Below are 23644 nucleotides of genomic sequence, written 5' to 3'. Positions count from 1 at the left end.
AAGTCATTCGTTAGAACGGACGACAGGGTAAGATGCAGCCGATTTAAATATCGACACGTAGAAGCTTGAATCGTATGTCTGTCCTATTGACCGGTGCTGACGGGTACATTGGCTGGCCGACTGCACTGCGACTGGCGAACCAACGCGACGAGCGGATCATCTGTGTCGACAACTTCGCGCGCCGTGAGTGGGTAGAAGAGTCAGGCAGCGTCTCAGCGACACAGATCGAAGACCCACGCGAGCGGTTCGAAGCGGTCGACAACCTGAGCCTTGTCGAGGGAGACCTTGCAGACCGAGACTTCGTGTTACAACTGCTCGACACCTACGAGCCGGAGACGGTGCTCCATGCGGCCGCCCAACCGAGTGCGCCCTACTCGTCGATCAACGGCGAGCGGGCGTTGTACACCCAGCAGAACAACGTCTCGATGACGCTCAACCTCTTGCATGGGCTCGACGAGTGCGGGCTCGACGACACCCACTTCATTGAGACGACGACGACCGGCATCTACGGCGCGCCGGAGTTCCCGATCCCGGAAGGAGGAGTTGAGGTCGACCGGCAGGGTGGCAACGACGATCTTCCGTTCCCGAACATGGGTGGTAGTTGGTACCACGTGACCAAATCCTTCGACGCCGCCAATATGCGGCTTGCCGACTCAGAATTCGAGTTCCCGATTAGCGAGATTCGGACGGCGATCGTCTACGGGACAGAAACCGGGGAGACGCAGGCCCACGACAGCCCAACGCGATTCGATTTCGATTACTACTTCGGGACAGTGGTCAACCGGTTTTGCGCCCAGGCTGTTGCTGGCTACCCGATTACCGTCTACGGCAAGGGCGAACAGCGGAAACCGATGGTAAGTCTTGAGGATACCGTTGAAAGTCTGGTTCGACTCGTCGAGGAGGGCCACTCCGGCGACGACGGGATCGACATCTACAATCAGGTGACTCGTCCCGTGGCGATCGTCGAACTCGCCGAAACGATCGCCGAGGTTGGCGAAGAGTTCGATCTCGATACCGAGGTGAAACACTACGAAAATCCGCGCAATGAGGACGAAGAGCACAAAATGGAGATGGAAAACGACGCATTCCTCGACCTTGTCGGTGGACAGCGACAGGAACTAGAGGCAGGGATCCGTGATGTTCTTGGAACCCTCGTTGAGGAGCGCGACCGGATTGCTGCGCATGAGGATCGGTTCCTTCCCGGCGTGTTGACCGACGACTAACCGGGAGATCGCCTCGAAACAACCCTGTCGTTTTGACGTTTCGTAAACCCTACTATCAGGGGTTCGAATTGACAAGTATGAAAGTCTCTGTCGTTGTTCCGACCTACTCACTTGATCGATATCCTGATTTTTGTGAGTGCGTCGACGCCTTGCTCACTCAGACGTACGATGATGTTGAGGTCGTTGTGATCGTCGACGGCAATGAGGTAGTTTACGAACGAGTGTCTGAGGATTATGGCGACGAGGAGAGCGTCGTCAGTTATCTAAGTCACGACGATGCGGGCCCGCTAAGCCGCGCGAACATGGGCGCGATCCAAGCGTCGGGCGAGGTCGTCGCGCTGACCGACGACGACGCCGTGCCGAAAAAAGACTGGGTCGAACAGCTCGTCGACGCCTACGAGCGGCACGACGCGATCGCAGTCGGGGGAAAAATGACTGCCGACTGGGTCGACATCAAAGCCGAATACATCCCTGAAGAGTTCTACTTTCTCATCGGCGTTACCCACCGCGGGTTCCCGATGGAGGAACGTGAGGTCAGAAACACCTTCGGGGCGAACATCTCGTTCAAGCGTGATGTGTTCCTAAAATTGGGTGGCATCAAACAAGGCGGAATCGATCCATCGAGTGTCCAAGGGCGAGAAACTGAGTTCTGTTCCCGACTGGGTCAGATCTATGGAGAAGGTGTTATTTATACCCCTGATGCCGTCGCGAGTCACAAAATCTACCAGTACCGAACTGAGCCAAAATGGTTAGTAGAACGGGCATTCTGGCAAGGGTACTCAAAGCGAGCGATAGAGAAGCTCGTCCCGGAGTCCTCTGATGAAGAGTCCGAACAACTACGTCGGCTGCTCCTCCGATACATCCCCCGCCGCATCTGGAACCTTCTCGTCTCTCCGAGCAAAACAAGGGCTACTCAGCTGGCGATGCTGTTCGTGTTGCTCGCAGCGACCGGAATCGGCTATCTGTATGGGATTCTCCGCTGGCGGTGAACTCCCGGGCAAGCCTTCAGGACACTCACCGTGACTGCTGGTAAAGCGTACGGCAGTGTTCAGATAAGGAGTGAAAAGTGAGGCGTCACGAGTTCTACGTGGTTATGGAAGAATTCGGACGCCTCAGTGGCAGTATCGACCAAATTGAGTTAGACTTTGTGGAACGAGAAGCGACACCGGAGTTTCTTATGAAGCTCAGTATTCAGCTGCATTTGTCTGGATTATCACTTTCGAATACTGTTTCTGTACTTGAGGTATTCGGTGTCGAACGCGCTCGATCAACCGTGCATAACTGGGTTCACAAAGCCGATCTACAGCCCACGTCCGGGAAGAGCCCGAATCACGTTGCGGTTGATGAAACGGTGATCCACCTCAACGACGAGCGATATTGGCTGTACGCAGCGGTTGATCCAGAGACAAACGAATTCCTGTATAAAACCCTTGAACCGACGACTAACACCGGACTCGCAGAAGTGTTTCTCGCTGAGCTCAGCGAGAAACACGACGTTGCTGACGCCGTCTTTCTCATTGATGGTGCCCACTCATTACAGGCTGCCTGTCACCGAGCCGGCTACGATTTCAGATACGAGAAACAAGGAAATCGGAACGCTGTCGAACGTGTCTTCAGAGAACTAAAACGCAGAACTGTCTGTTTCTCGAACTGTTTCAGCAACGCCTCAGCAGACACAGCCGACGACTGGCTCAGATCGTTCAGCTTCGCATGGAACCAGCTTATCTGAACACTACCAAGCGTACCGACCAACGGCTTAATTATGTTTGAAGGCACAGCCACAGTATGGCTGACAGATATGTGAGTGTTGCTGAGCCAATACTCGGTGAGGCCGAACACGAAAACGTCAACGAGGTGCTTGATTCGGGTCGATTTCTCCAGGGTCCAATGGTTGAGGAGTTCGAAAAAAAGTGGGCCAACTATGTCGGTACTGACTATGCCGTCGCGGTCTCCAATGGAACAACTGCGATACAGCTTGTACTCAAAGCTCTCGGGTTAGAGCCTGGGGAGGAAGTTATTGTCCCATCACTCACTTTTGGATCAACGGCGACAGCAGTGGTTCACCAAGGAGGAGTGCCTGTTTTTGCTGATATTGACCGTGAACTCTACACACTCGATCACACAGATCTTGAACGTTGTCTCACCGATGAAGCATTCGCCATAATGCCGGTGCATCTCTATGGCCATCCGGCTGAAATGGATGAAATATGTGAGTTTGCCGACAGACACGATTTGTACGTTATTGAAGATGCAGCACAGGCACATGGCGCGTCTTATAAGAATCAAAAAGTTGGATCAATCGGTAATGTCGGGTGTTTTTCATTTTATGCGACAAAGAATATCACAACCGGGGAGGGAGGCATTGTAACAACTGATAACAAAGCGATCGCTGAGAACCTCCGCATGCTTAGAAGCCACGGCATGGCTGACCGTGATACACACATCACTCTTGGGTATAATTATAGAATGAGTGACCTCAATGGTGCAATCGGTACAGCACAAGTCGACAGACTCGACGGCTTCAACGAACGACGACGTGAAATGAGCGAATATCTCCTCACTGAACTGGATGATCTCGACTGGCTCGAACCCGCAGCAGTACGTAGCTATGTCGACCACGCATACTTTTGGGCTCCCTTCGAGGTACAAGAAGATAAGATTGGGATGACAGGAAAAGAAGTCTGGGCAGAACTCAGAGAGCGTGGTGTTGAGACTCGGCATAGATACAACATGCCGCTGTACGACCAGCCGGTGTTTGCCGATCACCGAGGATTTAATTCAGAATTTCCGTGGAGTGCCAACCCCAACGATCACGACTACGATCTGTCGCTGCCGAACGTAGAGAAGATTGTTGGTAGTATGATCGGATTACCGAACCATCCCGGACTAGAAAACGAAGACATTGAGTACGTCATCGAGACTATCCGCGCGTTCGATCCCGAAGACAGCTAGTCTATGACGAACAGTTCGGCCAGTAATCAGCTACCGGATGTCGCCGTAGTCACGATGCGAAGCGGCGCAACACCACAGAACGCCACGTACCTACTGCTTAACGTCCTCTCGGAGTTGACGACGGTCTCGCTGGTCACAGTAATGTTGTCCGAGGAATCGGATATCCACGGTAACTACGACGTGACTGAAATCGCCCACGGCGCGAAAGCCGACGGGCTATTGGGTACGATACTGCTTTTCGTTCGGAACCAGCTTCGCCTCTGCGGGGCGATTCGTCGCTTCGATGCTCCGGTGATCTACTTCTTCGGCGGGACGGCCTACTCGCTGCCGATCGTCTTCGCCAAACTTCTCGGGAAGACAGTGGTCGTACAGCCGCGTGGTGACGTTCCGTTGACGCTCCAACTAGAGTGGGAGGAACAGTACCCAGACATCGTCGCGAGAACTCTCGCCAACAGCGTGCGGCTGCTCGAATTCGGGAGCCTGTGGGCGGCAGACCGGATCGTCACCTACACTGAATCGATGGCCGAAGAACTCGAGTTAGGTCGGTTCCAAGAGAAGTTGTATCCGCACGGAACGCGATACATTGCGCTCGACGAGAAGTTCACGCCACAAATTCCCATTGAGAACCGCGACCAGCGGGTGGGGATGATCGGTCGACTCGACATCGAGAAGGGAATCGAAGAGCTGGTCAAGGCGGTCGAGCGGCTCCCAGCCGACATTACGTTCCGATTCGTTGGCGATGGAGCCCACCGCGAGACGGTCGAACGACGACTGGCTGCAGAGATCGATTCGGGGCGGGTCGAACTTACCGGCTGGGTTGACCACGACGAGATACCGACCCACCTCAACGAGTTCAAACTGCTGGTGTTGGCCTCCGAACCAACCGAAGGGCTCCCGACGGCGATCCAGGAAGCCTTCGCCTGTGGAACGCCCGTCTATGCGACGCCGGTCTCGGGGGTTCCGTCGGTCGTGACCGAGGGGGAAACGGGGTTCCTGATGGCGAACCGTTCCCCGGATCAGATCGCCGAGCGGATCGAAGCGATTCTCGACCGCGAGGATCTCCCGGAGATCAGTGAGACGTGTCGGGCATTCGCCATCGACAACTACAGTTTCGAGGCGTCCGTCGAGAACTTCGAGCGTCTGTTGACCGATCTACACCGGGAGTAGCTTCTCGATGACCCCGTACCGGAAGATCAGATAGCCTGCGAACGACTTCGTCAGCTGGCGTTTGACCCGTTCGCGTGGGTTCTGGTACCAGTCACGGAGTGCGGCTTTTCTGGTGAGGGTTTTGTCTTCGGATTCGTACCGGTCGAGGTCGAACTCGAAGCGCTCACGTTCGGCCTCGGAGTAGGCGAGCTCGTAATCGAAGTACTCCAGTTGGTCGGCTGCGATCTTCTCGACGAGACAGATCTCGTCGTCCGGCAGCTGCTGGTGGAACTTGTCGTAGTTGTCACTCATGATCGGGGAGGTGAGGTTCTCGAACACCTCCGCGCTCTCGGCGGCCGCCTGGGCCTCGTCGGTCTCGTAGTAGTAGAGCATCTCCTCCTGGAACGGTATCTCGAGGAACTCACACATCCCGCGGACGACCGATTCGGGATCCTGCAGCAGATCCTTGTACCGGAGCTGGTGAACCGAGTCGGGATGGTTTTCGAGGAGTTCCATGCCGCGGCGTTGTTCCTGTTGCCATCGTGTCGCGCTGTAGAACGGGTGGTAGCGCCAGACGTTCGAGCGTTTAAACGAGAGGGCAACATCACGGGCATCGCGGACGTTATAAATTATTTTCAGGTCGTCGTAGTACTCAAAAGCCTCCTTGAGGCAGTCCCACAGGGCCGGATACTTCGACACCCAGCCGTCGGTTCCCTCCTGTGCGGCGTACTCGCCGTACAGCGCGCTCTGGATATCGAACAGCGAGTGGCTCTGTTGGCCGTAGTAGAACCGGTCGACGACCCGGTCGATGTCGACAGCCGTCTCCAGCGGATGAAACGAGTGATGTTTGTTTACCAACACGTCTCGGACGAGGTTCCGAACCCGGCGTTTCGGGAGGTCTTTCGGCGGCGTCACCTTCCCCCACGGATATGCCGTCTCCAGCGGATGGGGCGCAGAGAGCTCCGTGTGTGTGCCGAGAATACTCCGAACCAGATTCGACCCAGACCGTTCGCTCGAAAGCAGGAACACCGCGCTCTTCCGATCGGGGGCGTCCTCGTCAGGATGACTATCCACCATCGTTACTGAGACTGGTGGACGCCGTCGGTTGCTGTGCCATCCGGTAACAGCGTTTCCTCTAGTCGGCGGACGATGCCGATAGGAGCGAAAAACGCGACGATCCGGATGAGGGTGCCGAGTATCAGGCCGACCACGTAGAGGCGGAAATACGGGGATTCGGATCCGCTTCCACCGATTTTGCTCGTCGTCATACTGGCTAAGGGATAGGATTCGGTTGTCTTTATCCTGACGGTTATCAGGCGAAAGACCTGTCCCAAAACAGATTTATACCCCAGATGGATTCCGTAAATTATGCGAGTGCTCGTTACAGGCGGTGCCGGATATATCGGCAACTACATCGTCGAGGAACTCCTCGACAACGGACATGACGTCCGTGTGCTTGACAGTTTTTTGTTTGGTGATGACGCATTAGCCCCGTTTCGGAATCACGACAGGTTCGAGGCTAGTGAGGGCGATATTCGGCATATCGAGGATCTCTCCTATGCGATGGAAGACCGAGATGCGGTGATTCACATGGCCGGGATCGTCGGCGACCCGGCGTGTGGTGTCAACGAACAGGCCACACAGGCAGTGAACGTCGAAGCGACCAAGACGTTGGTCGAGGTTTGTAAACTCCACGACATCGAACGGCTCGTGTTCGCCTCGACCTGTTCTGTCTACGGCGCAAGCGAACTGATGGAGCTCAACGAGGGGTCATTCCTCAACCCGCTGTCGCTGTACGCCGAGTCAAAAATCGAGTCCGAGGACATCATCTTCCACCAGACTCACGGGGAGTTCACCGACTCCGACATCACGGCCACCCACCTCCGGCTGGGCACCATCTTCGGCTGGTCTCGTCGGATGCGGTTCGATCTTGTCGTGAACCTCCTGACCGCCAAGGCGGTGCTCGAAGGGGACATCCCCGTCTACGGTGGCGACCAGTACCGCCCGCTCGTTCACGTCGCGGATGCGGCCAACGCGTTCGTTACGGTGCTCGAAGCCCCCAAGGAGAAGGTCGACCACCAGATATTCAACGTCGGTGACAACGACCTGAACTACCAGATCAAAAAAGTCGGGAAGATCGTTGAAGACCAAGTGCCGGATGCCGAAGTCCGGTTCGTCGAACACAAGGAAGACGAACGAACCTACCGGGTCAGCTTCGACAAAATAAACTACATTCTCGACTGGGAGGCCGAACGGACGATCGAGGACGGCGTCGAGGAGATCAAAACGTGGATGGAAGAGGAGGACATCACCGAATACGAACAGGACGTGTTTCGCAACTCGAACTACCCGTACATGTAAGATGAGCGGACGGAGCTACACTCTCGACGACCGGGAGACGTGGCAGGAGTGGTTCGACCGGCTGGATGCCGGCCCGTACCACTCGCCGACGTACCTCGACACGCTCGCCGGGGAGTTCGAACACGACTCCGAGCGGGCGGAACTGTTCGTCTACGGCGACGAAGACGGCTTCGTGTACTACCCGTACATCCGTCGAGACCTCACAGAACTTCCGTTTGCCGAGGCGGAGCTGTCGAACCCGGAGGCGTACTCCGACATCGTCTCGTCGTGGTACTACGGCGGGCCGCTGCTGTCGGCGGGGGCGCCCCCCTCGCTGGCCGAGGAGTTCGCCGACTCGTTTGCCGAGTTCTGTGCCGAGAAGGGCATCGTCTCTGAGTTCATCCGGTTCGACCCCAACCGGGAGAACCACGAGCGATTCGACGCCTTGGAGCCAACGTTCAACCGCGAGACGGTTCACGTCGACCTCACGAAGGACACTGAGACGCTCTGGGACGAGTTCGAGAAACGCAACCGGAACGCGATCCGGCAGGCCCAAGAGACCGATCTCGTCGTCGAACAGACCACCGACCCCGCCGAATTCGAGGCGTTCTACGACATCTACACGAACGCGATGGAAGCCAAGGACGCCTCCGACCACTACCGGTTCCCGTTTTCCTTTTTCGAGACGCTGTTCAGGAGCGACCTCTCGACGCTCATCGTCGCCCGCTACGAGGGCGAGGTCGTCGGCGGGGCCGTCGTGGTTCACGACGACCGGATCGCTCACGACTACCTGCGGGCGTCGAACCCTGACTACTGGGATCTCCGGGTGAACAACCTCCTCTGCTACGGGGCAATGATGGAGATGCGCGACCGGGGCACCGACCGGTTCGATTTCCAGGGCGGTCGACCTGGCGTGTTCAAATTTAAAAAGGGGTTCTCAACCGAAGGCCGTGGGGAGTTCCATATCGGGAAACGCATCCACTGTCCGGCGGTCTACGAGAGCCTTACTGAGGCTGCCGCCGACGCCGGGATCGACACGGACACGGGATATTTCCCGGCGTACCGCGAAGCACAGAGCAACTGATGATTCCCCTCGGCGCACCGGCGGTGGACGAGACTGGTATCGACCACGTCGTGGAACTGCTCGAAGACGGGCTGTTGTCGACCGGCGAGGTCGTCGCCGAGTTCGAAGCACGGTTCAGTTCGTTCGTCGGACGGAGCCACGGTGTGGCGGTCGCCTCCGGGAGTGTCGCACTGGAACTCGCGCTCGAAGCGAGCTTCGAGGCGGGCGATAGGATCGCCCTCTCGCCGTACAACTGCGGCTCGATGCTGTACTCGGTGCTCCGTGCGAACCTCCGTCCGGTGTTCGTCGACGCCGATTCCAAGACGGCGGGGCTCGATCCGGACGCACTCGCCGAGGCGGCCCCGCTGGACGGCGCGGTGAGTGCACACCTGTTCGGGCATCCCGCACGTATCAACGATATAAAAGAGGTTTGTGAGCAGCTCGGCGCGACGCTGGTCGACGACTTCGCACAGGCACCGGGCGCGACGGCACACGGCGAGCCGGTCGGCTCGGTCGGCTCGGTCGGGATCTGCAGCTTCGGCGCGACAAAGAACCTGACGACCGCCGAAGGCGGGATCGTCGTCACCGACGACGCAACGGTCGCCGACTACGTCCGCGATCAGCGGACGAACACCCACGACGTGACACCGCCGCCGCGGAGCGTCCGAATGAACGACCTCGAAGCCGCCGTCGGGCTCTCGCAGCTCGACAGCTACGGCGCGACGACCGACCGGAAACGGGCGGTCGCCACGATATATCGGGAACGGTTGTCGGAGCTCCCCGTCAACCTGCTGCCGGTACAGCCGTGGGCGACCGACGTCTACCACGCGTTCCCGGTGTTGACGCCGGATGCGAACCGGCTGGCCGCCCACCTCGACGAACGGGAGATCGGCACGAGCCGCCTCTACGAAACGCCGCTCCACGAGTACGACGCCGCGCCACCGGTCGACGGCGAGTATCCGGTCGCTGAACGGTTCGCCGACGAAGTCGTTTTGCTACCGATCCATGGGCAAGTGACCGACTCGCAGGCGCGAACGGTCGTCGACGCCGTAGCTGGCTTCTACGCCAACCAGTAGATCGACCGGTTCTTAGCGGGTAGTGTTCAGATAAGCTGGTTCCATGCGAAGCTGAACGATCTGAGCCAGTCGTCGGCTGTGTCTGCTGAGGCGTTGCTGAAACAGTTCGAGAAACAGATAGTTCGGCGTTTTAGTTCTCTGAAGACACGTTCGACAGCGTTTCGATTTCCATGTTTCTCGTATCTGAAATCGTAGCCGGCTCGGTGACAGGCAGCCTGTAGTGATTGGGCACCATCAATGAGAAAGACGGCGTCAGCAACGTCGTGTTTCTCGCTGAGCTCAGCGAGAAATACTTCTGCGAATCCGGTGTTAGTCGTCGGTTCAAGGTTTGTATGCAGCAATTCGTTTGTCTCTGTGTCAACCGCTGCGTACAGCCAATATCGCTCGTCGTTGAGGTGGATCACCGTTTCATCAACCGCAACGTGATCCGGGCTCTTCCCGGACGTGGGCTGTAGATCGGCCTTGTGAACCCAGTTATGCACGGTTGATCGAGCGCGTTCGACACCAAATATCTCAAGTACAGAAACAGTATTCGAAAGTGATAATCCAGACAGATGCAGCTGAATACTGAGCTTCATCAGAAACTCCGGTGTCGCTTCTCGTTCCACAAAGTCTAAGTCTATTTGGTCAATACTGCCACTGAGGCGTCCGAATTCTTCCATAACCACGTAGAACTCGTGACGCCTCACTTTTCACTCCTTATCTGAACACCGCCTCTTAGCGAACCAGTAGTTTCAAACACTCCCTAAATATACTCGTCGTATGAACGTCGTCTTTACATCCGTCGACTGTCTCCGTCCCGACGCCTGTGATCACCGGTTTTTCGAACAACAGCGTTCGAACGGGCTCTCGTTCGACACCTGCATCGCACAGGCACCGTTCACCAGCCCCTCCCACTCGTCGATGTTTACCGGCCAGCGACCGTTCGAACACGGCGTCCGGTGGCTCGTCGACTACGAAACCGACGCCACAACGTTCCCGGAGCTGCTCTCCGAGGCAGGCTACAACACCGCAGCCTTCGTCGGCGGGTACCCGCTCCCAACCGGAAACATCGACAAGGGGTTCGACACCTTCGAACACGTCGTCGAGTACGAGGATCGCGACGAGGGGAGACAGGAGTTCGGTCCCGCGAACCTGCTGGTCAACCGGGCAGTCAACTGGCTACAGGATCACGACGGTGAGGACAACTTCGTGTTCCTCCATCTCTTCGACCTCCACTTCACGCTCCGCTCGGAGTTCGGCAAGCGCGATCCCCCCGAGTTCGACGAGAACAACGTGTACAAGAACGTCGAACAGTACATCGGCCGACAGGAACGACGCTACTACGAGGAGGCCGATTTCGTCGCCCGCCAGCTTGAACTCATAGAAGAACTCGTCAACGTCGACGTGAGCGTCGTCACCGGCGATCACGGCTCGAAGATGCCGGGTGAACATGGCTACCCCTGGGTCTACGACAGCGAGGGCAACCGTGTCGGCTCACAGTTCCGTGCGGTCGAACTCTACGAGAATATCATTCGCGTACCGCTGTTTATAAACGGGCCGGAGGTGCCGACCGAAACAGTTCACGAACAGATCCGGAGTATCGATATCGCACCCACATTGTTGGATATCCTTGACCTCGATATGCCTGACGTGGCGGGGATCTCTCTGCTGGACGGCAGTCGACCGGAATTTGCCTACTCTGAGACCTACCACGGCCAGCTCACCAGCGAGAACAAGCTTACTTACCGGATGAACGAGAACTACGATTTCGGCTGGAACGAGCTGGACTCGCTGGTATGTCTGCGCTCCAACGAGTGGAAACTCATCTGTACGGCCAACGGTGATCTCGAACCGGTCGAACTCTACCACATCGCTCAGGATCCTGGCGAGAGCCTGAACCGACTGGACGACGAACCGGAGATCGTCGAAACGTACTTCAAGCGACTAACCGAGCTCCTCGAAGACGACGACCAGCGGTACGTCACGGGCGAGCAGTTGGATTCCGAAACGCGGGATCACCTCGAAGACCTCGGCTACATCTGACGCGTCGACCGAGTTGCTATCGTCGCCAACGTATTCGAAACCAGTGCGTTCTTATTCGGAGTGAGCTACATCCGGTATGGACAGCACTGACGGCGTTGCCGACCTCCACATGCACACCGTAGCGTCGGACGGAACCTGCTCGGTCGACGACCGCACCCGCCAGGCACGAGAGCGTGGGCTCGACGCGATCGCGATCACCGACCACGACTCCATCTCGACGGATATCGAGGATAGACGAACCGTCGACGACGGGGTCGAACGCATCGCTGGCGTGGAGGTTCGAGCGGACGTACAGGACACGAAGGTCGAACTGCTCGGTTACTTCGTCGATCCCAACGACGAACGGCTCGCCGATATCCTCGCGGAGGTTCGGGAGTACCGGCGGGATCGCAACCGAAAGATAATCAAGCGGCTCCATGAGACGACATCCCTAAACCGATCATATGAGGACGTTCGGGGCGAAGCCGACGGGATCCTCGGCCGCCCACACATCGCCAACGTCCTCATCGAGGAAGGGATCGTCGACTCTATCGGTGCAGCCTTCGACGAACACCTCGCCAACGACGGGACGGCGTTCGTCCAGATGGAGCGTGTCCCCGCCCCCGAGGTTATTGATGCCATTCAGGGTGCTGGCGGTGTCGTCTCGCTGGCCCACCCCGGCCGTATTCGGGCCGAGCACATCGATGGAATCGTCGACGAGCTCATCGGGGCAGGACTGGACGCGATCGAGGTGCAGTATCCCTACGACGCGGCTCCGACCCAAGGCTACGCGGACGTGTCGGTGGAGGATGCAGCGGCACTCGCTGAGGAACACGGACTCATTCAGACGGGTGGGTCAGACTGCCACGGCCCCGACTCCGGAAAGTTCCGCATCGGAGAAGTTCGGGTCTCGGAGGTACAACTTGTTACGCTTCGAGAACGCGCTGACCGACACCGATCACTGTAGCTGATCGCGGGATCGCAAGCGGAGTCGTTACTCCCCGAGATAGCCGAGATCTTTCAGGCGGTCGGTGAGCTCCTGTTCTTCGGTTCGAGTGATAGAGAAACTGTAGTCGTCGTCGAGCTGTTCTTCGAGCAGTCCTTGAGCTTCGAGTTCCGAGAGTACGTGATCGACACCGTCTTCAATAGACTGGTCTTCGGTGTCGACGACGATGTCGGGGTTGAGCGGCTCCTGGAACGGGTGGTTGATGCCGGTGAACTTCTCGATGTTACCCTCGCGTGCCTTCTCGTAGAGGCCTTTCGGATCACGTTCCTCGGCGGCGTCGACGGAGCACTTCACGTGGACGAGGACGAAGTCGCCCTCGTCCTCGATGATATCCCGAGCCTGCTCCTGGGAGTCCCGGAACGGCGTGATCATGCCGACGATAACCGGGATGTCGTTGCGGTTGAGCAGTTTGGCGATGTAGGCGGTTCGCCGGTTGTTGGTTCGGCGATCCTCTCGTGAGAACCCGAGATCCGGATGGAGGTGTTTCCGGATCTCGTCGCCATCGAGATTCTCGATTGGGAACCCCATCTTGACAAGACGATCCTCGACACGGCTGGCGAGCGTCGATTTCCCTGCCGACGGACGGCCCATGAACCAGAGTGTAAACATAATTAGTCCTCCACAAATATTTCGTCAAGGCTCAATACGGTTTCGGTAACTTCAGGACGCATCAGCTCCGGCGGCGGCGACTCGCTGTCCGAGAGCATACCACGGAGTTTCGTGCCGCTCGGTTCGAGATGTTGGTCGGAGTCGTGTGGACAGATCTTCTCGGAGACGATCCCGTCGCACTTGCGGCAGTAGAACGCGTAGTGGTAGTACAGCGGTTCGATCCCGATGTTCCCCATCGCGTCGAACAGCTCTTGGGCTTCGAAATCACCGTAGTAATTGCCGACACCAGCGTGGTCGCGACCGATGATGAAGTGGGTACAGCCGTAGTTCTTGCGGACGATCGAGTCGAAGACGGCCTCGCGGGGGCCGGCATACCACATCCGTGATTTAAACATCGACAGCGCGACCGATTCCGTCGGATAGTAGCTCTCGATGAGCGATTCGTACCCTTCGAGGATCGCGTCGTTTCGATAGTCCCCCGGTTTTTTTTCGCCAATCTTGGGTTGGATGAGCAGTCCGTCGACATGTTCGAGCGCGGATTTTTGGAGGTACTCGTGTGCACGATGAGGGACGTTTCGGGTCTGGAAGCCAACGACGGTGTCCCAGCCGAGGTTTTTGAACAGAACTCGTGTTTCCTTCGGCGAAAGATCATGGCTCCCATTCCGTGGGAGGGCATCGGAAAACGCCTTGATCGGACCGCCGACAAAGAACGGCTCTTTCGACTGGAGGGTTCGAACGCCGGGATGCTCCTCGTCGGTCGTCCCAAAGAGGTTCTGGGAGGTCTCTTCCTCGTTGTACCGGTAGACACTGTCGACGTTCATGATGCCGACCGGCGTGCCGTTAGGGCTACGGATCCCGATTCGATCTCCCGGCCCCACCTTGTTTGCGAGCTCAGTTTCGATATCGAGCACGATTGGAAGCGGCCATGCAGCTCCGCTCTCCAGCGTGAGATCGTTGACGACTTTCAGGAAATCGTTTCGAGACATGAAGCCCCGAAGCGGACTGTAGACTCCACGGGAAATATTAGCAAAATCGAACAGAAGGTTCTGATTGAGTGTAACCGTCGTCAGGTCATCGAACCCATTTTGGAGTTCTGCGCTCCGCTCGGCTCCGATCTGACGGTCGACGAGTTCGTTACCGTGTGGTTGAATCATTCTATTATCACTCCTCGTTACCACGACGATACAAATCCTGTGGTTTGTTCTCTTCGCTTCTACGGCGGTGTTCAGATGCACTCGTTATCGCCTAAGCCCCAAACAGCTGATTAGCTCAGTAGCAGAGGCGGTGGTGCAGAACTGTACTCATAGCGTGATGGTTGGGCTAGCGACATCGTTTCCTCGAGGGGGATTGGCGAGTGCGACAGCCAATCGAAGGCAAAGAGCGAGGAAGACGTGTGGCTTGACTCGTACTCGGCCTCGGATCCGCGGGATCCCGAGGCCGAGATCCTTGCAGACGCCAATCGCTGTTTCAACTCGTGAGCGTTCTGCATACGTTTCGTTGAGTTGGTGCTGCCAGAGACGAACGGTGTCGCTGTGTTCTTTGATTCGCTCTTCGACGCGGTATTCTATGTCTGGTGGATCGTTCGTATTCCGTGGATTGTACGGCGATATCGGCACGGCTGACTTCTCTAGCAGCCAGTCGTGCCATCTCAGCATATCGAACTCTGAATCAACCGAGGAGCCAGCGTGGAGTGTCGACAGCGAGCGCGTCAGGCGTGACGCATCGCCGTTTCCTCATCGACCTTCTTCGCTGGAGTGAATGCTGCTGCGACCGGAATGTTATGTGCTGCAGTGACGACACAGCAGCCATACCCGTAGTAATAGTCGTCTTCTGTGTGATCATAGTTCCAGTCAGCGTCTTCGTCACGGTGATCAACCGGAATATCGGTACTTCCCAACCGGTCTGAGTAGAATAGCGTCGCTCTGATTGTGGCGGATGTCTGGTTCGTGGATGTGTTCAATCACCTCGAACCAGACGGTGTTCTTTCAGCAGCAGATGTCAAACAAGCAGCGACTGATGTGATTCACCAACTTCCAATGGTAGGAATCGAGGGCTCTCCCCTCGATTCCGACGATATCTGGCCAGTAATCACGATGGCCAGCGTCAACCAAACGTCCGTCTGGGAGGTGATTAGTTCTCGGTTGATACAGCAGTGTACGTCAAGCACCGCTAAGGATTCTGTATCGGTCAATATCGTTGCCTTGATCGTTTTCACACTGCGTCCGTTCCGCTGGCGGTAGTACTGGGAGGCCTGTTCACGCTCAAAGAACGTGCTGTCGAGTGCTGCATGCCCAGAGTGGCGGAGTTGCTGCGCTGACACGCGCAGCAACGCCCGCCAGATGTACATCGCATATCGGTCAAAAGAGTGGTAGAACGCGGTTGGATCGGGCATGGCGTCGGGGCGTAGATCAAGCCGTTCGCACACATCAGGCATGAGGCTCAGCCGATCAACCAGCTCGCCGTAGCTGTGTCCTTCCTCCTTCCGGACACAGTGCGCGACGATATTCGTCTCGCGGGGAAGCCCGCCTGACTCGGGCTTCCCCGCGTGGCTTCCCAACGCTTGTTTGGCTGCACGAAGTGCATTCTCAACGAGGCTGAGTAATTCGACTGCCATTATCGACTTCTCAGCCTCGTTTTGGCAATGAGTTACGGTCTAATTCCGACGCCATCTTCCATTTTCAATAGAGCAGAGAAGTATAGCTTTGAGGCTTCCGTTGAGAGGTACAGTAAGATACTTAACGACCTTAATTCCTATGATTAGAGTGGTACGAGCGACTGTGTCTTTTCTCTGACTCTACCCGAAAGAGTGTACAGGGACACCGCGTAAACGAAAGCCGCAAACAAGACAGCACCGATAGTCAGGTACATGTTCCAGAATGGCATTAAGTACTCCAGACTGAGGAGAACTACTGCCATGATGCCCCCAGATGCTACCTGTCTTAGTATCCCTAACATCGGTATCTCGGGCTTTCCTAGCAGTCTACTTATTGACCTATAGCTCAGCACCAAGGTAACGAGCGACGATGTCGCCGTAGCTACTGCGGCACCGTACCAGCTGAAAAGATACACCAGACCGAAATTAAGCGACAGGTTACTAACCACGAAAACGAGATTGATACGAAAAGCGACGTCCGGTCTGTTTATCCCGTTTATCATGTTGAGCATCTGTGAACCGTACACGTTTACCGCTCTCGCGAGTATGAGTATCAGGAGGATCACTACACCTTCAACGAACTCTCCACCGTAGATACGTAGTATTCTGTCGCCGATCGCGAGTACCCCAAAAAAACCGGGTATCACGAATATACCAGCGAAAAACATCGCTTCGTTCAGTAGGTCGCGGACGTTATCATCGTTTCCATCAACGGATAGGTCGCTCACTTCCGGGAAGATTACGGCACTCACGGCGTTGCTCACGAGAATGAGGGCGGAGGCGAGACGCCACGAAACGCCATAGACGCCAACAAGACTGGATGACACGAAAAGCTGGAGAACTATCACGTCCATCCATCCAAACGTCTTTCCTTTGATTTCGCCGAGCCATGAGTATTTGACGTATGAGTATAGGTCTTCAAATGCCTTCCTACTCGGTATCTTAGGGCGTAGACCGAACAGGATGACACCGACGAATGCCGAGATCACGAGTGCTGCTATGTGACCTAAGACCAGACCCAGGAGGTTGTATCCAAGATAGATCAGGGCTATCTGGCTTCCCGTGCGTAACACTCCGTCAAAGGTGCGCAGAAAGCCCGCAGTAACTACCTCCTTTTTTCCTCTCAGTCCTCCTCGGGTGGATGTGTATATTATATTAATTACGAGAAGGCTCGCGAGTAAAACGTTCACCTCCGCGCCGATGTATGCGTTGACATATCTTCCTCCGAGTATCGAGACAAAGAATAGGAAACCTCCGTAGGCTCCATTGATTACCGTAGCAGCGGAAAATATTTCATCAGCGTCTTTTCCTTCGCTTATCCTTTTATTTATCGCCGCCGACAATCCGTTGGTCGGCACCGTAGCCCACGCGATAAGACCTATTATCGAAAAGTACTGGCCCAGCGGTTCCGAGCCTAGTACGCGTGCGAAGTAGAGGATGGCAAGAAAACCGATGACCGATGTCCCTACGTCGGATACGAAGTATAGTATCGACTGCTTGGCTAAACGCATCAGTCGACAATATAACCGAGGTCAGAGAGTTGCTGCTTCATCTTGTCAGAGAATTTGGACTTTTTTTCCTCTTCTGAAACCGGATATCCATACTCATCCACCCATTTGTCAAGAATTGTATCCATATCTTCAACGACTTCCGGTTCCTCATCCGATATGTCCTCCTCTTCGTCAGGTAGTATGAAAAGCTCAGCGTTTTCCTCGCTCTTCTGGTACTTATAATTCTGGTCTCTGATGCAGGTCAAAAGAGATCTGTGGTAACGCGAACTATTGAACTCCGGATTGTACTCGGCGAACTTGTCGAGAGATTTACCGATGTCCTGATCCTGAGCGACGACGAAATTACGTGATTCTTCTCTTATGTCTACTCCTTGGAACTGGCTCGTGTCTCCGCCAGCCATGGCTACCAACGTCTGCATGATGTCGGCGTGCTGTACCAAGTCGTCAGTCCCCGTCTCTAACTTTCCAAAACCGTGCGTTACTAACGGCACGTTGATCACGGCGTCGTGTAGGACTATCTTATGTGTGAGCATGTCCTTTTCGCCGAAAAGTTCGCCGTGATCGGCGGTTATAACGAATATAGTGTTGTCAATATTAAGAGATTTGACATAGTCAAATAGCCTTCCAACGCAGTCGTCGGTGTAAGCGATCTCAGCGTCGTACATGGCATAGAGTGCTTCCCATTCTTCTTCAGAGAATTCAGAGCCGTTGGCGATTATCTCGTTGGCATTCCGGTGCATCTCCATAGCTACCTCTGCAGCCTCTTGCGTCGACATTTCTATCTCGTCCGTATACTCGTCGAGGTAGCTCAGTGGGGGGTAGTAAGGTCTGTGCGGCTCATTGTAGTGGAGGTACATGAAGAACGGTTCGCTGTCGCCGACATACGATCTGATCCGTCTCTTCGCCATGTCGTTGATTATGAACGGCGTCGCGTGTTTCGCCGTGTCGGTGGTGAACCCCGCGGAATGTTTCCGTACATTCAAGCCATACTTTATTACCGTAGGGAGGTCAACTGCACTAAGGAACTGTGAAGAGGATATCCATTTGAATTCGTCGAATCCCCGATTGAATCCCATCGAGGAGTTCGCGTTTCTTGAGATACCAACTGTGTGGTAGCCTACTTTGGAGAATATCTCGGGAACCGTCTCAAGTTCGGGCGGAATGATCTTATCCCATGTGACACCGTGATGTGAGGGGTACGTACCTGTTATTATGGATGCGGTTGACGTCCGTGTCGAGTTATTGTGCGAAAAACAATTGGAGAACCATTGCCCATCTGTAGTCTTGGATATTCTTTCCAGTTCCGGTGTAGTGTCGCGCTCGTAGCCCCCCATTGTCGTATGATCAGAACGAACGCTGTCGAGGGTAATCCAGATTATGTTGGGGCGTTCCGTCATGAACCTACTTAGGTAAGGAAGGTATAATAACACTGATGGTTTTTCCAGAGAAGAATTCCGAATAATTCATTATCATGAGGGGTGTTGATGAAATGATGACTGTCGTAGTTCTGGGAATTGATGCGCTTGATCCCGAACTCGTTGATTCAACTCAGCAAGAAAATCTTGTACTCAATTCTCACAAGAGCATAGAGACGATAGAGAGTTCTTCCGGTGAGCCAAGCACCCACGAGCTCTGGCCCAGTATAATAACCGGACTCACACCCGAAGAACATGGACTGAAGCTTGACGGTGGAGTGGCATGGGAAAGCCCGGTTTTGCGTTGGGGAAGTGAAGTAGCCGAGTACGTCCTCCCCGACACACTCCAGTCAAGCATCGGGGCTTGGATACTTAACAGCACAGAGCAGGACGCTTTCAGGGAATCTGCCGACTACTACGAAAGGAACGAATTGGAGACGATCTTTGACGGACATGAATCGAAGGCTATCGGTGTTCCTAACTATGTAATTGACCCGAACGATAAGGATAGAGAACATGAGTTACGTAAGGATATGGGTGAGATGTTCGAACGAGACGGCGAAGCGAAGGGGGGGCACAGAAGTGCCGATCCTTTCTCATTCTACGAACTTTGTATGGAAATGACAATGGTACGTATCGCGCGAGCACGGCGATCACTCAGAAGCCGCCGTTACGAACTCGTCTTCGGCTACACAAGTGGTCTTGATCTCATAGGACATGTCTCGTACGATATACCCGAACTACAGGAACAGGCTTACGACGAATTAGACGACTTCGTGGGAGAGCTACGCGAAGATCTTGAAGACGACGATGTACTTCTCCTTGTTAGCGACCACGGATTACAGGATGGAGTACATACCCATAAAGCGATGGTGTCCGGGACAGATACGAGAACGGTTAATCAAATAGACTCTGTCCTTGATATCAATGACGCCATCAATCAGGAAATCCGTTCAGGCGAACACACCCCCAGAGAAAGAGAAGTAGTCCGTAGTGGGTCAGGTGGAACCCAGAATGAAGTCAAAGAACAGTTGGAAGACCTTGGATATATATGAGGTAGTTGGATAGCAGTTCTCTCATTCGAAAACAGCAGCTTGAGACGCTCTGCTTCGACGTTTTTGTTCGATAAATTACATAAGTGTTTTGAAATTTAAATCACGATATCTGAGGTGTAATTATACCACCTAAATTGATGTTCGTTCAATCTGAACTCGATATCGGTAATACTATTTTACATTCAACCAAATATGATATCTGACAGATGAAGTGTGACCCTTCGCAGTCTGGTGATTAGCAACCTGCTTTCCAACTACTATATGACTAAACCGGAGTGTTTTTATAAACATTCTCATATTCCTATATCCTCTATGTCACCCAATACCATCCTTGGAAGTTCGTCCCAGGTGTGGTTTTCCAGAACGTATTCTCGTCCCCTCTTACCCATATTTAAAATCTCTTCTCTTGTTAGCGAGCGTAGATCCTGTATTGCACTTCTTACCTCATCCATTTTTATTGTATCTATTGTCTTTCCAACTTCTATTCTACTCACAAATTCAAACTCCCGTTTGTTTGAAGTAATCACTGGTCTCTCGGACGCCAAGTACTCATAGCATTTTATCGGGTTTGAGGGTATGTCTGGATGCACGACACCATACATAATATCGCAGGCAGAGATATACCTGTCAACCTCGCTATGCTTAACATTTCCGGTGAAAGTAACCCTCTCCTCAATTCCTTCTTTACGGACTAACTCTTCCAACCTCCCCCGCTCAGGACCATCCCCAACTATCAGAGCGTTAACATCGTTGAGGTTACTCACCGTGAGTAGGAGCTTCTCAATCATGTGCCTATCTTTTAGACTTCCGACGAAACCGATCACGAAGTCATCCTTCTCAAGTCCCAGTTCAAGACTCTTTCTTGCCTTTTCTAACGAGGTTGGTGAGAACTCCTCAGGGTCTACTGCGTTAGTGAAGTACTCTGCCTCAGTCTGGGACGGCTTACGTACCTTTTTTGTCTCTTTTTTTATTTCCTTGAACGCAACGTATAGTCTGTCTGCTAAACGGACATTCATCCAGAATATCTTCTTGAGTATGTATCCGTAGCGCATCCTGTCGTGAGCCAGCCCCCTTATCAACAGAATGTGCGGTTTGCCGTACGCCTTGGTCAAAAGAGGCGGAGTAACCGAGGTGGCGGAGTACCTTGATACTACAGCATCGAGGTCTTCTTTCTTTATTGCCCTTCGCAAAACGGGCGCCATATTAGCTTGCTCTTTTATATGTCCGAGTACAGTTCCTTCAGAATCGCCCGAAAAGTAGTAGAATTCGTCCACGTTTTCGGCCACTTTCGATGGTATCTCGTCCGGCGGTTCCGCACAGACCACCGAGAGTTCAATAGATTCATTCCTTCCGAATGCAGCGACCATCTCTGCAGTAGCCACGCTTCCTCCGGTAACCTCAGAAAAATCGGAAACGGTTACGAATAGTATCTTGGATATTCTCCCCATTCTGGCTTTTTTTGCTATCATTTATATATATATATAAACATTACGGGGATTATGAGGGTAGTGTTCAGATAAGCTGGTTCCATGCGAAGCTGAACGATCTGAGCCAGTCGTCGGCTGTGTCTGCTGAGGCGTTGCTGAAACAGTTCGAGAAACAGAGAGTTCTGCGTTTTAGTTCTCTGAAGACACGTTCGACAGCGTTCCGATTTCCATGTTTCTCGTATCTGAAATCGTAGCCGGCTCGGTGACAGGCAGCCTGTAATGAGTGGGCACCATCAATGAGAAAGACGGCGTCAGCAACGTCGTGTTTCTCGCTGAGCTCAGCGAGAAACACTTCTGCGAGTCCGGTGTTAGTCGTCGGTTCAAGGGTTGTATACAGGAATTCGTTTGTCTCTGGATCAACCGCTGCGTACAGCCAATATCGCTCGTCGTTGAGGTGGATCACCGTTTCATCAACCGCAACGTGATCCGGGCTCTTCCCGGACGTGGGCTGTAGATCGGCTTTGTGAACCCAGTTATGCACGGTTGATCGAGCGCGTTCGACACCGAATACCTCAAGTACAGAAACAGTATTCGAAAGTGATAATCCAGACAAATGCAGCTGAATACTGAGCTTCATCAGAAACTCCGGTGTCGCTTCTCGTTCCACAAAGGCTAACTCAATCTGGTCGATACTGCCACTGAGGCGTCCGAATTCTTCCATAACCACGTAGAACTCGTGACGCCTCACTTTTCACTCCTTATCTGAACACTGCCATTATGAGGGTCGTACATCAATTAGGTTGGGTGTCGGGATGTTTCCTGAGGTTTATATAAGAAATACGAATACGTTCTGAATATGGTGAGTCAAACGTTGAAACGTGTGAAGGAGTTGTACGAAGATGGGGGTATTACCGAGGTCTTCAGAGGAACGCGTGACTATTTAGGCTTGACCACGATTCACGCCCATCTAATTAACAAGAAGTCTTTGTCGGTTGATGGTACAGAGGTGTATTTTATAATCGAAGAAGAGGAAGATTTAAAACGCGCTAGAGGGCACGGAGAGCTGGATGTGTTGCAAGACTTTGTGGATGAAGTGCGCCCAGGCGATACTGTTTGGGATGTTGGTGCAAATGTGGGCACCTACTCTCTGTTCGCCGCAAAGCAAGGAGCCTCTACGGTGGCATTTGAGCCGGCATCTGACGCCCTGTCCAGATTACGAAAGAATATTGAGTTAAATTCGGTCGATATATCTGTAATGGAAATAGCTTTAGCAGATGAAGAGGGAACTAGAAATCTTATAGATACAGGAAAGTCAGGTCATAGGAAACTGTCTGACGGAGATGGTGAAACGGTAAAGGTCAGGCGAGGCGATGCGCTTGAACTTGAACAGCCCGATGTAATAAAAATCGATGTTGAGGGTGCAGAGCATGAAGTCCTTCATGGAATGAGGGAGAACTTATCGGGGGCACGTGTTTGTTATGTTGAGCTTCATGAGGGAGTCGACCAAAGCAGTCTGATTGAACTCTTACAGGATGAAGGATTTAATAACTTGTACGAGTTTGGCGATGGTGTAGTGCGTGAACTAACTCTGATGAAGTTCCGGAAGTCATCTTAGTCGAAGCATTTTCAAAATGGTGGCGAAGAAAATTAAAGTGGTATGATAGTGGAAACCACAAGGAAATAGCTAACTAAGACCGCCCGATGAACGTACTCGTAACCGGCGGTGCGGACTTCATAGGCGGACACCTCGCGGAGAGGTTCGCCCGCAAACGCCTCGTTGCGGCGTAGATAATCAGCCGTCTCGGTAGCTCTCTATCTCTTCTCCGTGAAATTGACGGTAAATTGGACGCCGTCTTGCGATATGAAGTCAAAGCGATCGATAGCCAGACAGTGTAAGAATCTTGCCAAAGAACACGTTGAGAATCAAGACGAGCCCGCTGCGCCGACAGGCGACAGCGGGCACACCAAGTGGGCACAAATTGCAATCATCCTGTTCCGTGTCGAGATCGACAAGAGCCTCCGCGAGACAGAGGCCTATCTCAATACCATGTCTCCAGTCCCTGAAGATCTTAATCTCGAACGCTCACTGTAGCTTCAGACTTAGACTGTCTAGTTTAACCTCTCTGGGAGCATATCTACAGGAATGAGCCGGAAACAGCACGTT

At 54.0% G+C, this 23644-nt stretch carries 23 protein-coding genes and 2 pseudogenes; 14 read left to right on the top strand and 11 right to left on the bottom strand.

What is annotated here, in order from left to right:
- Nucleotides 1–74 precede the first annotated feature (74 nt).
- From HKK80_RS01320 to HKK80_RS01300, 5 genes are all read left to right on the top strand, one after another.
- Complete coding sequence (locus HKK80_RS01320) at nucleotides 75–1223, top strand: NAD-dependent epimerase/dehydratase family protein (RefSeq protein WP_411797810.1); 1149 nt, start codon at nucleotides 75–77, stop codon at nucleotides 1221–1223.
- Nucleotides 1224–1300: 77 nt separating this feature from the next.
- Complete coding sequence (locus HKK80_RS01315; protein WP_411797809.1) at nucleotides 1301–2212, top strand: glycosyltransferase; 912 nt, start codon at nucleotides 1301–1303, stop codon at nucleotides 2210–2212.
- A gap of 104 nt (nucleotides 2213–2316) precedes the next feature.
- Nucleotides 2317–2952 carry an IS6 family transposase gene (locus tag HKK80_RS01310; protein WP_411797808.1) on the top strand — a complete coding sequence of 212 codons (636 nt, stop codon included), beginning with the start codon at nucleotides 2317–2319 and terminating at the stop codon, nucleotides 2950–2952.
- 56 nt (nucleotides 2953–3008) lie between these two features.
- Nucleotides 3009–4175 carry a DegT/DnrJ/EryC1/StrS family aminotransferase gene (locus HKK80_RS01305; RefSeq protein WP_411797807.1) on the top strand — a complete coding sequence of 389 codons (1167 nt, stop codon included), beginning with the start codon at nucleotides 3009–3011 and terminating at the stop codon, nucleotides 4173–4175.
- Nucleotides 4176–4229: 54 nt separating this feature from the next.
- Entirely contained in the window at nucleotides 4230–5342 is a 1113-nt protein-coding gene (locus tag HKK80_RS01300; protein ID WP_411797806.1) for a glycosyltransferase family 4 protein, read from the top strand.
- Here the strand turns inward: HKK80_RS01300 and HKK80_RS01295 are convergent.
- Both HKK80_RS01295 and HKK80_RS01290 read right to left on the bottom strand, forming a co-directional pair.
- Complete coding sequence (locus HKK80_RS01295) at nucleotides 5328–6398, bottom strand: sulfotransferase family protein (protein ID WP_411797805.1); 1071 nt, start codon at nucleotides 6396–6398, stop codon at nucleotides 5328–5330. The genes HKK80_RS01300 and HKK80_RS01295 overlap by 15 nt on opposite strands.
- 2 nt (nucleotides 6399–6400) lie before the next feature.
- Complete coding sequence (locus tag HKK80_RS01290; protein ID WP_411797804.1) at nucleotides 6401–6589, bottom strand: hypothetical protein; 189 nt, start codon at nucleotides 6587–6589, stop codon at nucleotides 6401–6403.
- 100 nt (nucleotides 6590–6689) lie between these two features.
- On the opposite strand from HKK80_RS01290, the gene HKK80_RS01285 reads away from it, so the two are divergent.
- The 3 genes from HKK80_RS01285 to HKK80_RS01275 are packed head-to-tail and all read left to right on the top strand — an operon-like array spanning nucleotide 6690 to nucleotide 9800.
- Complete coding sequence (locus HKK80_RS01285) at nucleotides 6690–7682, top strand: NAD-dependent epimerase/dehydratase family protein (protein ID WP_411797803.1); 993 nt, start codon at nucleotides 6690–6692, stop codon at nucleotides 7680–7682.
- Nucleotide 7683: 1 nt separating this feature from the next.
- Nucleotides 7684–8745 (top strand): GNAT family N-acetyltransferase, encoded by a 1062-nt coding sequence (locus HKK80_RS01280; RefSeq protein ID WP_411797802.1) that lies wholly within the window; start codon nucleotides 7684–7686, stop codon nucleotides 8743–8745.
- Nucleotides 8746–8768: 23 nt separating this feature from the next.
- Nucleotides 8769–9800 carry a DegT/DnrJ/EryC1/StrS family aminotransferase gene (locus tag HKK80_RS01275; protein WP_411797801.1) on the top strand — a complete coding sequence of 344 codons (1032 nt, stop codon included), beginning with the start codon at nucleotides 8769–8771 and terminating at the stop codon, nucleotides 9798–9800.
- A gap of 26 nt (nucleotides 9801–9826) precedes the next feature.
- On the opposite strand, the gene HKK80_RS01270 is transcribed toward HKK80_RS01275, so the two are convergent.
- Nucleotides 9827–10462 (bottom strand): IS6 family transposase, encoded by a 636-nt coding sequence (locus tag HKK80_RS01270; RefSeq protein WP_411797800.1) that lies wholly within the window; start codon nucleotides 10460–10462, stop codon nucleotides 9827–9829.
- Nucleotides 10463–10562: 100 nt separating this feature from the next.
- Here HKK80_RS01270 and HKK80_RS01265 point away from each other — a divergent pair, with 100 nt between their 5' ends.
- On the top strand, nucleotides 10563–11825 hold the full coding sequence (locus tag HKK80_RS01265; RefSeq protein WP_411797799.1) for a sulfatase-like hydrolase/transferase: 1263 nt from the start codon (nucleotides 10563–10565) through the stop codon (nucleotides 11823–11825).
- A 76-nt stretch (nucleotides 11826–11901) separates the two neighbouring features.
- The gene (locus HKK80_RS01260; RefSeq protein ID WP_411797798.1) at nucleotides 11902–12771 is read left to right on the top strand and encodes a PHP domain-containing protein; all 870 of its coding nucleotides are present in this window, start codon (nucleotides 11902–11904) and stop codon (nucleotides 12769–12771) included.
- Between the two features lie 27 nt (nucleotides 12772–12798).
- Here HKK80_RS01260 and cysC read toward each other — a convergent pair whose 3' ends face one another.
- From cysC to HKK80_RS01245, 3 genes are all read right to left on the bottom strand, one after another.
- Nucleotides 12799–13419: an adenylyl-sulfate kinase gene (gene cysC, locus HKK80_RS01255; RefSeq protein ID WP_411797797.1), complete on the bottom strand. Its 621-nt coding sequence runs from the start codon at nucleotides 13417–13419 to the stop codon at nucleotides 12799–12801.
- Between the two features lie 2 nt (nucleotides 13420–13421).
- On the bottom strand, nucleotides 13422–14573 hold the full coding sequence (gene sat / locus HKK80_RS01250; protein WP_411797796.1) for a sulfate adenylyltransferase: 1152 nt from the start codon (nucleotides 14571–14573) through the stop codon (nucleotides 13422–13424).
- Between the two features lie 147 nt (nucleotides 14574–14720).
- On the bottom strand, nucleotides 14721–15074 hold the full coding sequence (locus tag HKK80_RS01245; protein ID WP_411797795.1) for a transposase: 354 nt from the start codon (nucleotides 15072–15074) through the stop codon (nucleotides 14721–14723).
- 297 nt (nucleotides 15075–15371) lie between these two features.
- On the opposite strand from HKK80_RS01245, the pseudogene HKK80_RS01240 reads away from it, so the two are divergent.
- A pseudogene (locus HKK80_RS01240) lies at nucleotides 15372–15554 on the top strand (ISH3 family transposase); the annotation flags it as partial.
- 17 nt (nucleotides 15555–15571) lie between these two features.
- Here the strand turns inward: HKK80_RS01240 and HKK80_RS01235 are convergent.
- The 3 genes and pseudogenes from HKK80_RS01235 to HKK80_RS01225 form a co-directional block, all read right to left on the bottom strand.
- Nucleotides 15572–16033 (bottom strand): annotated as a pseudogene (locus HKK80_RS01235) (IS5/IS1182 family transposase); the annotation flags it as partial.
- 143 nt (nucleotides 16034–16176) lie between these two features.
- A complete protein-coding gene (locus tag HKK80_RS01230) occupies nucleotides 16177–17583 on the bottom strand; it encodes a polysaccharide biosynthesis C-terminal domain-containing protein (RefSeq protein ID WP_411797794.1) in 1407 nt (468 codons plus the stop codon).
- Nucleotides 17583–18980 (bottom strand): sulfatase-like hydrolase/transferase, encoded by a 1398-nt coding sequence (locus HKK80_RS01225; RefSeq protein WP_411797793.1) that lies wholly within the window; start codon nucleotides 18978–18980, stop codon nucleotides 17583–17585. The genes HKK80_RS01230 and HKK80_RS01225 overlap by 1 nt, the downstream gene beginning before the upstream one ends.
- Before the next feature lie 95 nt (nucleotides 18981–19075).
- Between HKK80_RS01225 and HKK80_RS01220 the strand changes: the two genes are divergently transcribed.
- Nucleotides 19076–20053, top strand: a complete 978-nt coding sequence (locus tag HKK80_RS01220) for an alkaline phosphatase family protein (protein ID WP_411798001.1) — start codon at nucleotides 19076–19078, stop codon at nucleotides 20051–20053.
- Nucleotides 20054–20346: 293 nt separating this feature from the next.
- On the opposite strand, the gene HKK80_RS01215 is transcribed toward HKK80_RS01220, so the two are convergent.
- Together HKK80_RS01215 and HKK80_RS01210 are read right to left on the bottom strand one after the other, a co-directional pair.
- The gene (locus HKK80_RS01215; protein WP_411797792.1) at nucleotides 20347–21522 is read right to left on the bottom strand and encodes a glycosyltransferase family 4 protein; all 1176 of its coding nucleotides are present in this window, start codon (nucleotides 21520–21522) and stop codon (nucleotides 20347–20349) included.
- Between the two features lie 43 nt (nucleotides 21523–21565).
- On the bottom strand, nucleotides 21566–22201 hold the full coding sequence (locus tag HKK80_RS01210) for an IS6 family transposase (RefSeq protein ID WP_411797791.1): 636 nt from the start codon (nucleotides 22199–22201) through the stop codon (nucleotides 21566–21568).
- Nucleotides 22202–22336: 135 nt separating this feature from the next.
- On the opposite strand from HKK80_RS01210, the gene HKK80_RS01205 reads away from it, so the two are divergent.
- The gene (locus HKK80_RS01205) at nucleotides 22337–23095 is read left to right on the top strand and encodes an FkbM family methyltransferase (RefSeq protein ID WP_411797790.1); all 759 of its coding nucleotides are present in this window, start codon (nucleotides 22337–22339) and stop codon (nucleotides 23093–23095) included.
- Nucleotides 23096–23341: 246 nt separating this feature from the next.
- Nucleotides 23342–23572 (top strand): hypothetical protein, encoded by a 231-nt coding sequence (locus HKK80_RS01200; RefSeq protein ID WP_411797789.1) that lies wholly within the window; start codon nucleotides 23342–23344, stop codon nucleotides 23570–23572.
- Nucleotides 23573–23644 lie beyond the last annotated feature (72 nt).

It is taken from the genome of Halonotius sp. F2-221B, from assembly GCF_046719765.1.
GTDB lineage: Archaea > Halobacteriota > Halobacteria > Halobacteriales > Haloferacaceae > Halonotius.
The sequence above is the reverse complement of the archived record's forward strand: the minus strand, read 5'-3'. Positions and strand labels throughout refer to the sequence as shown.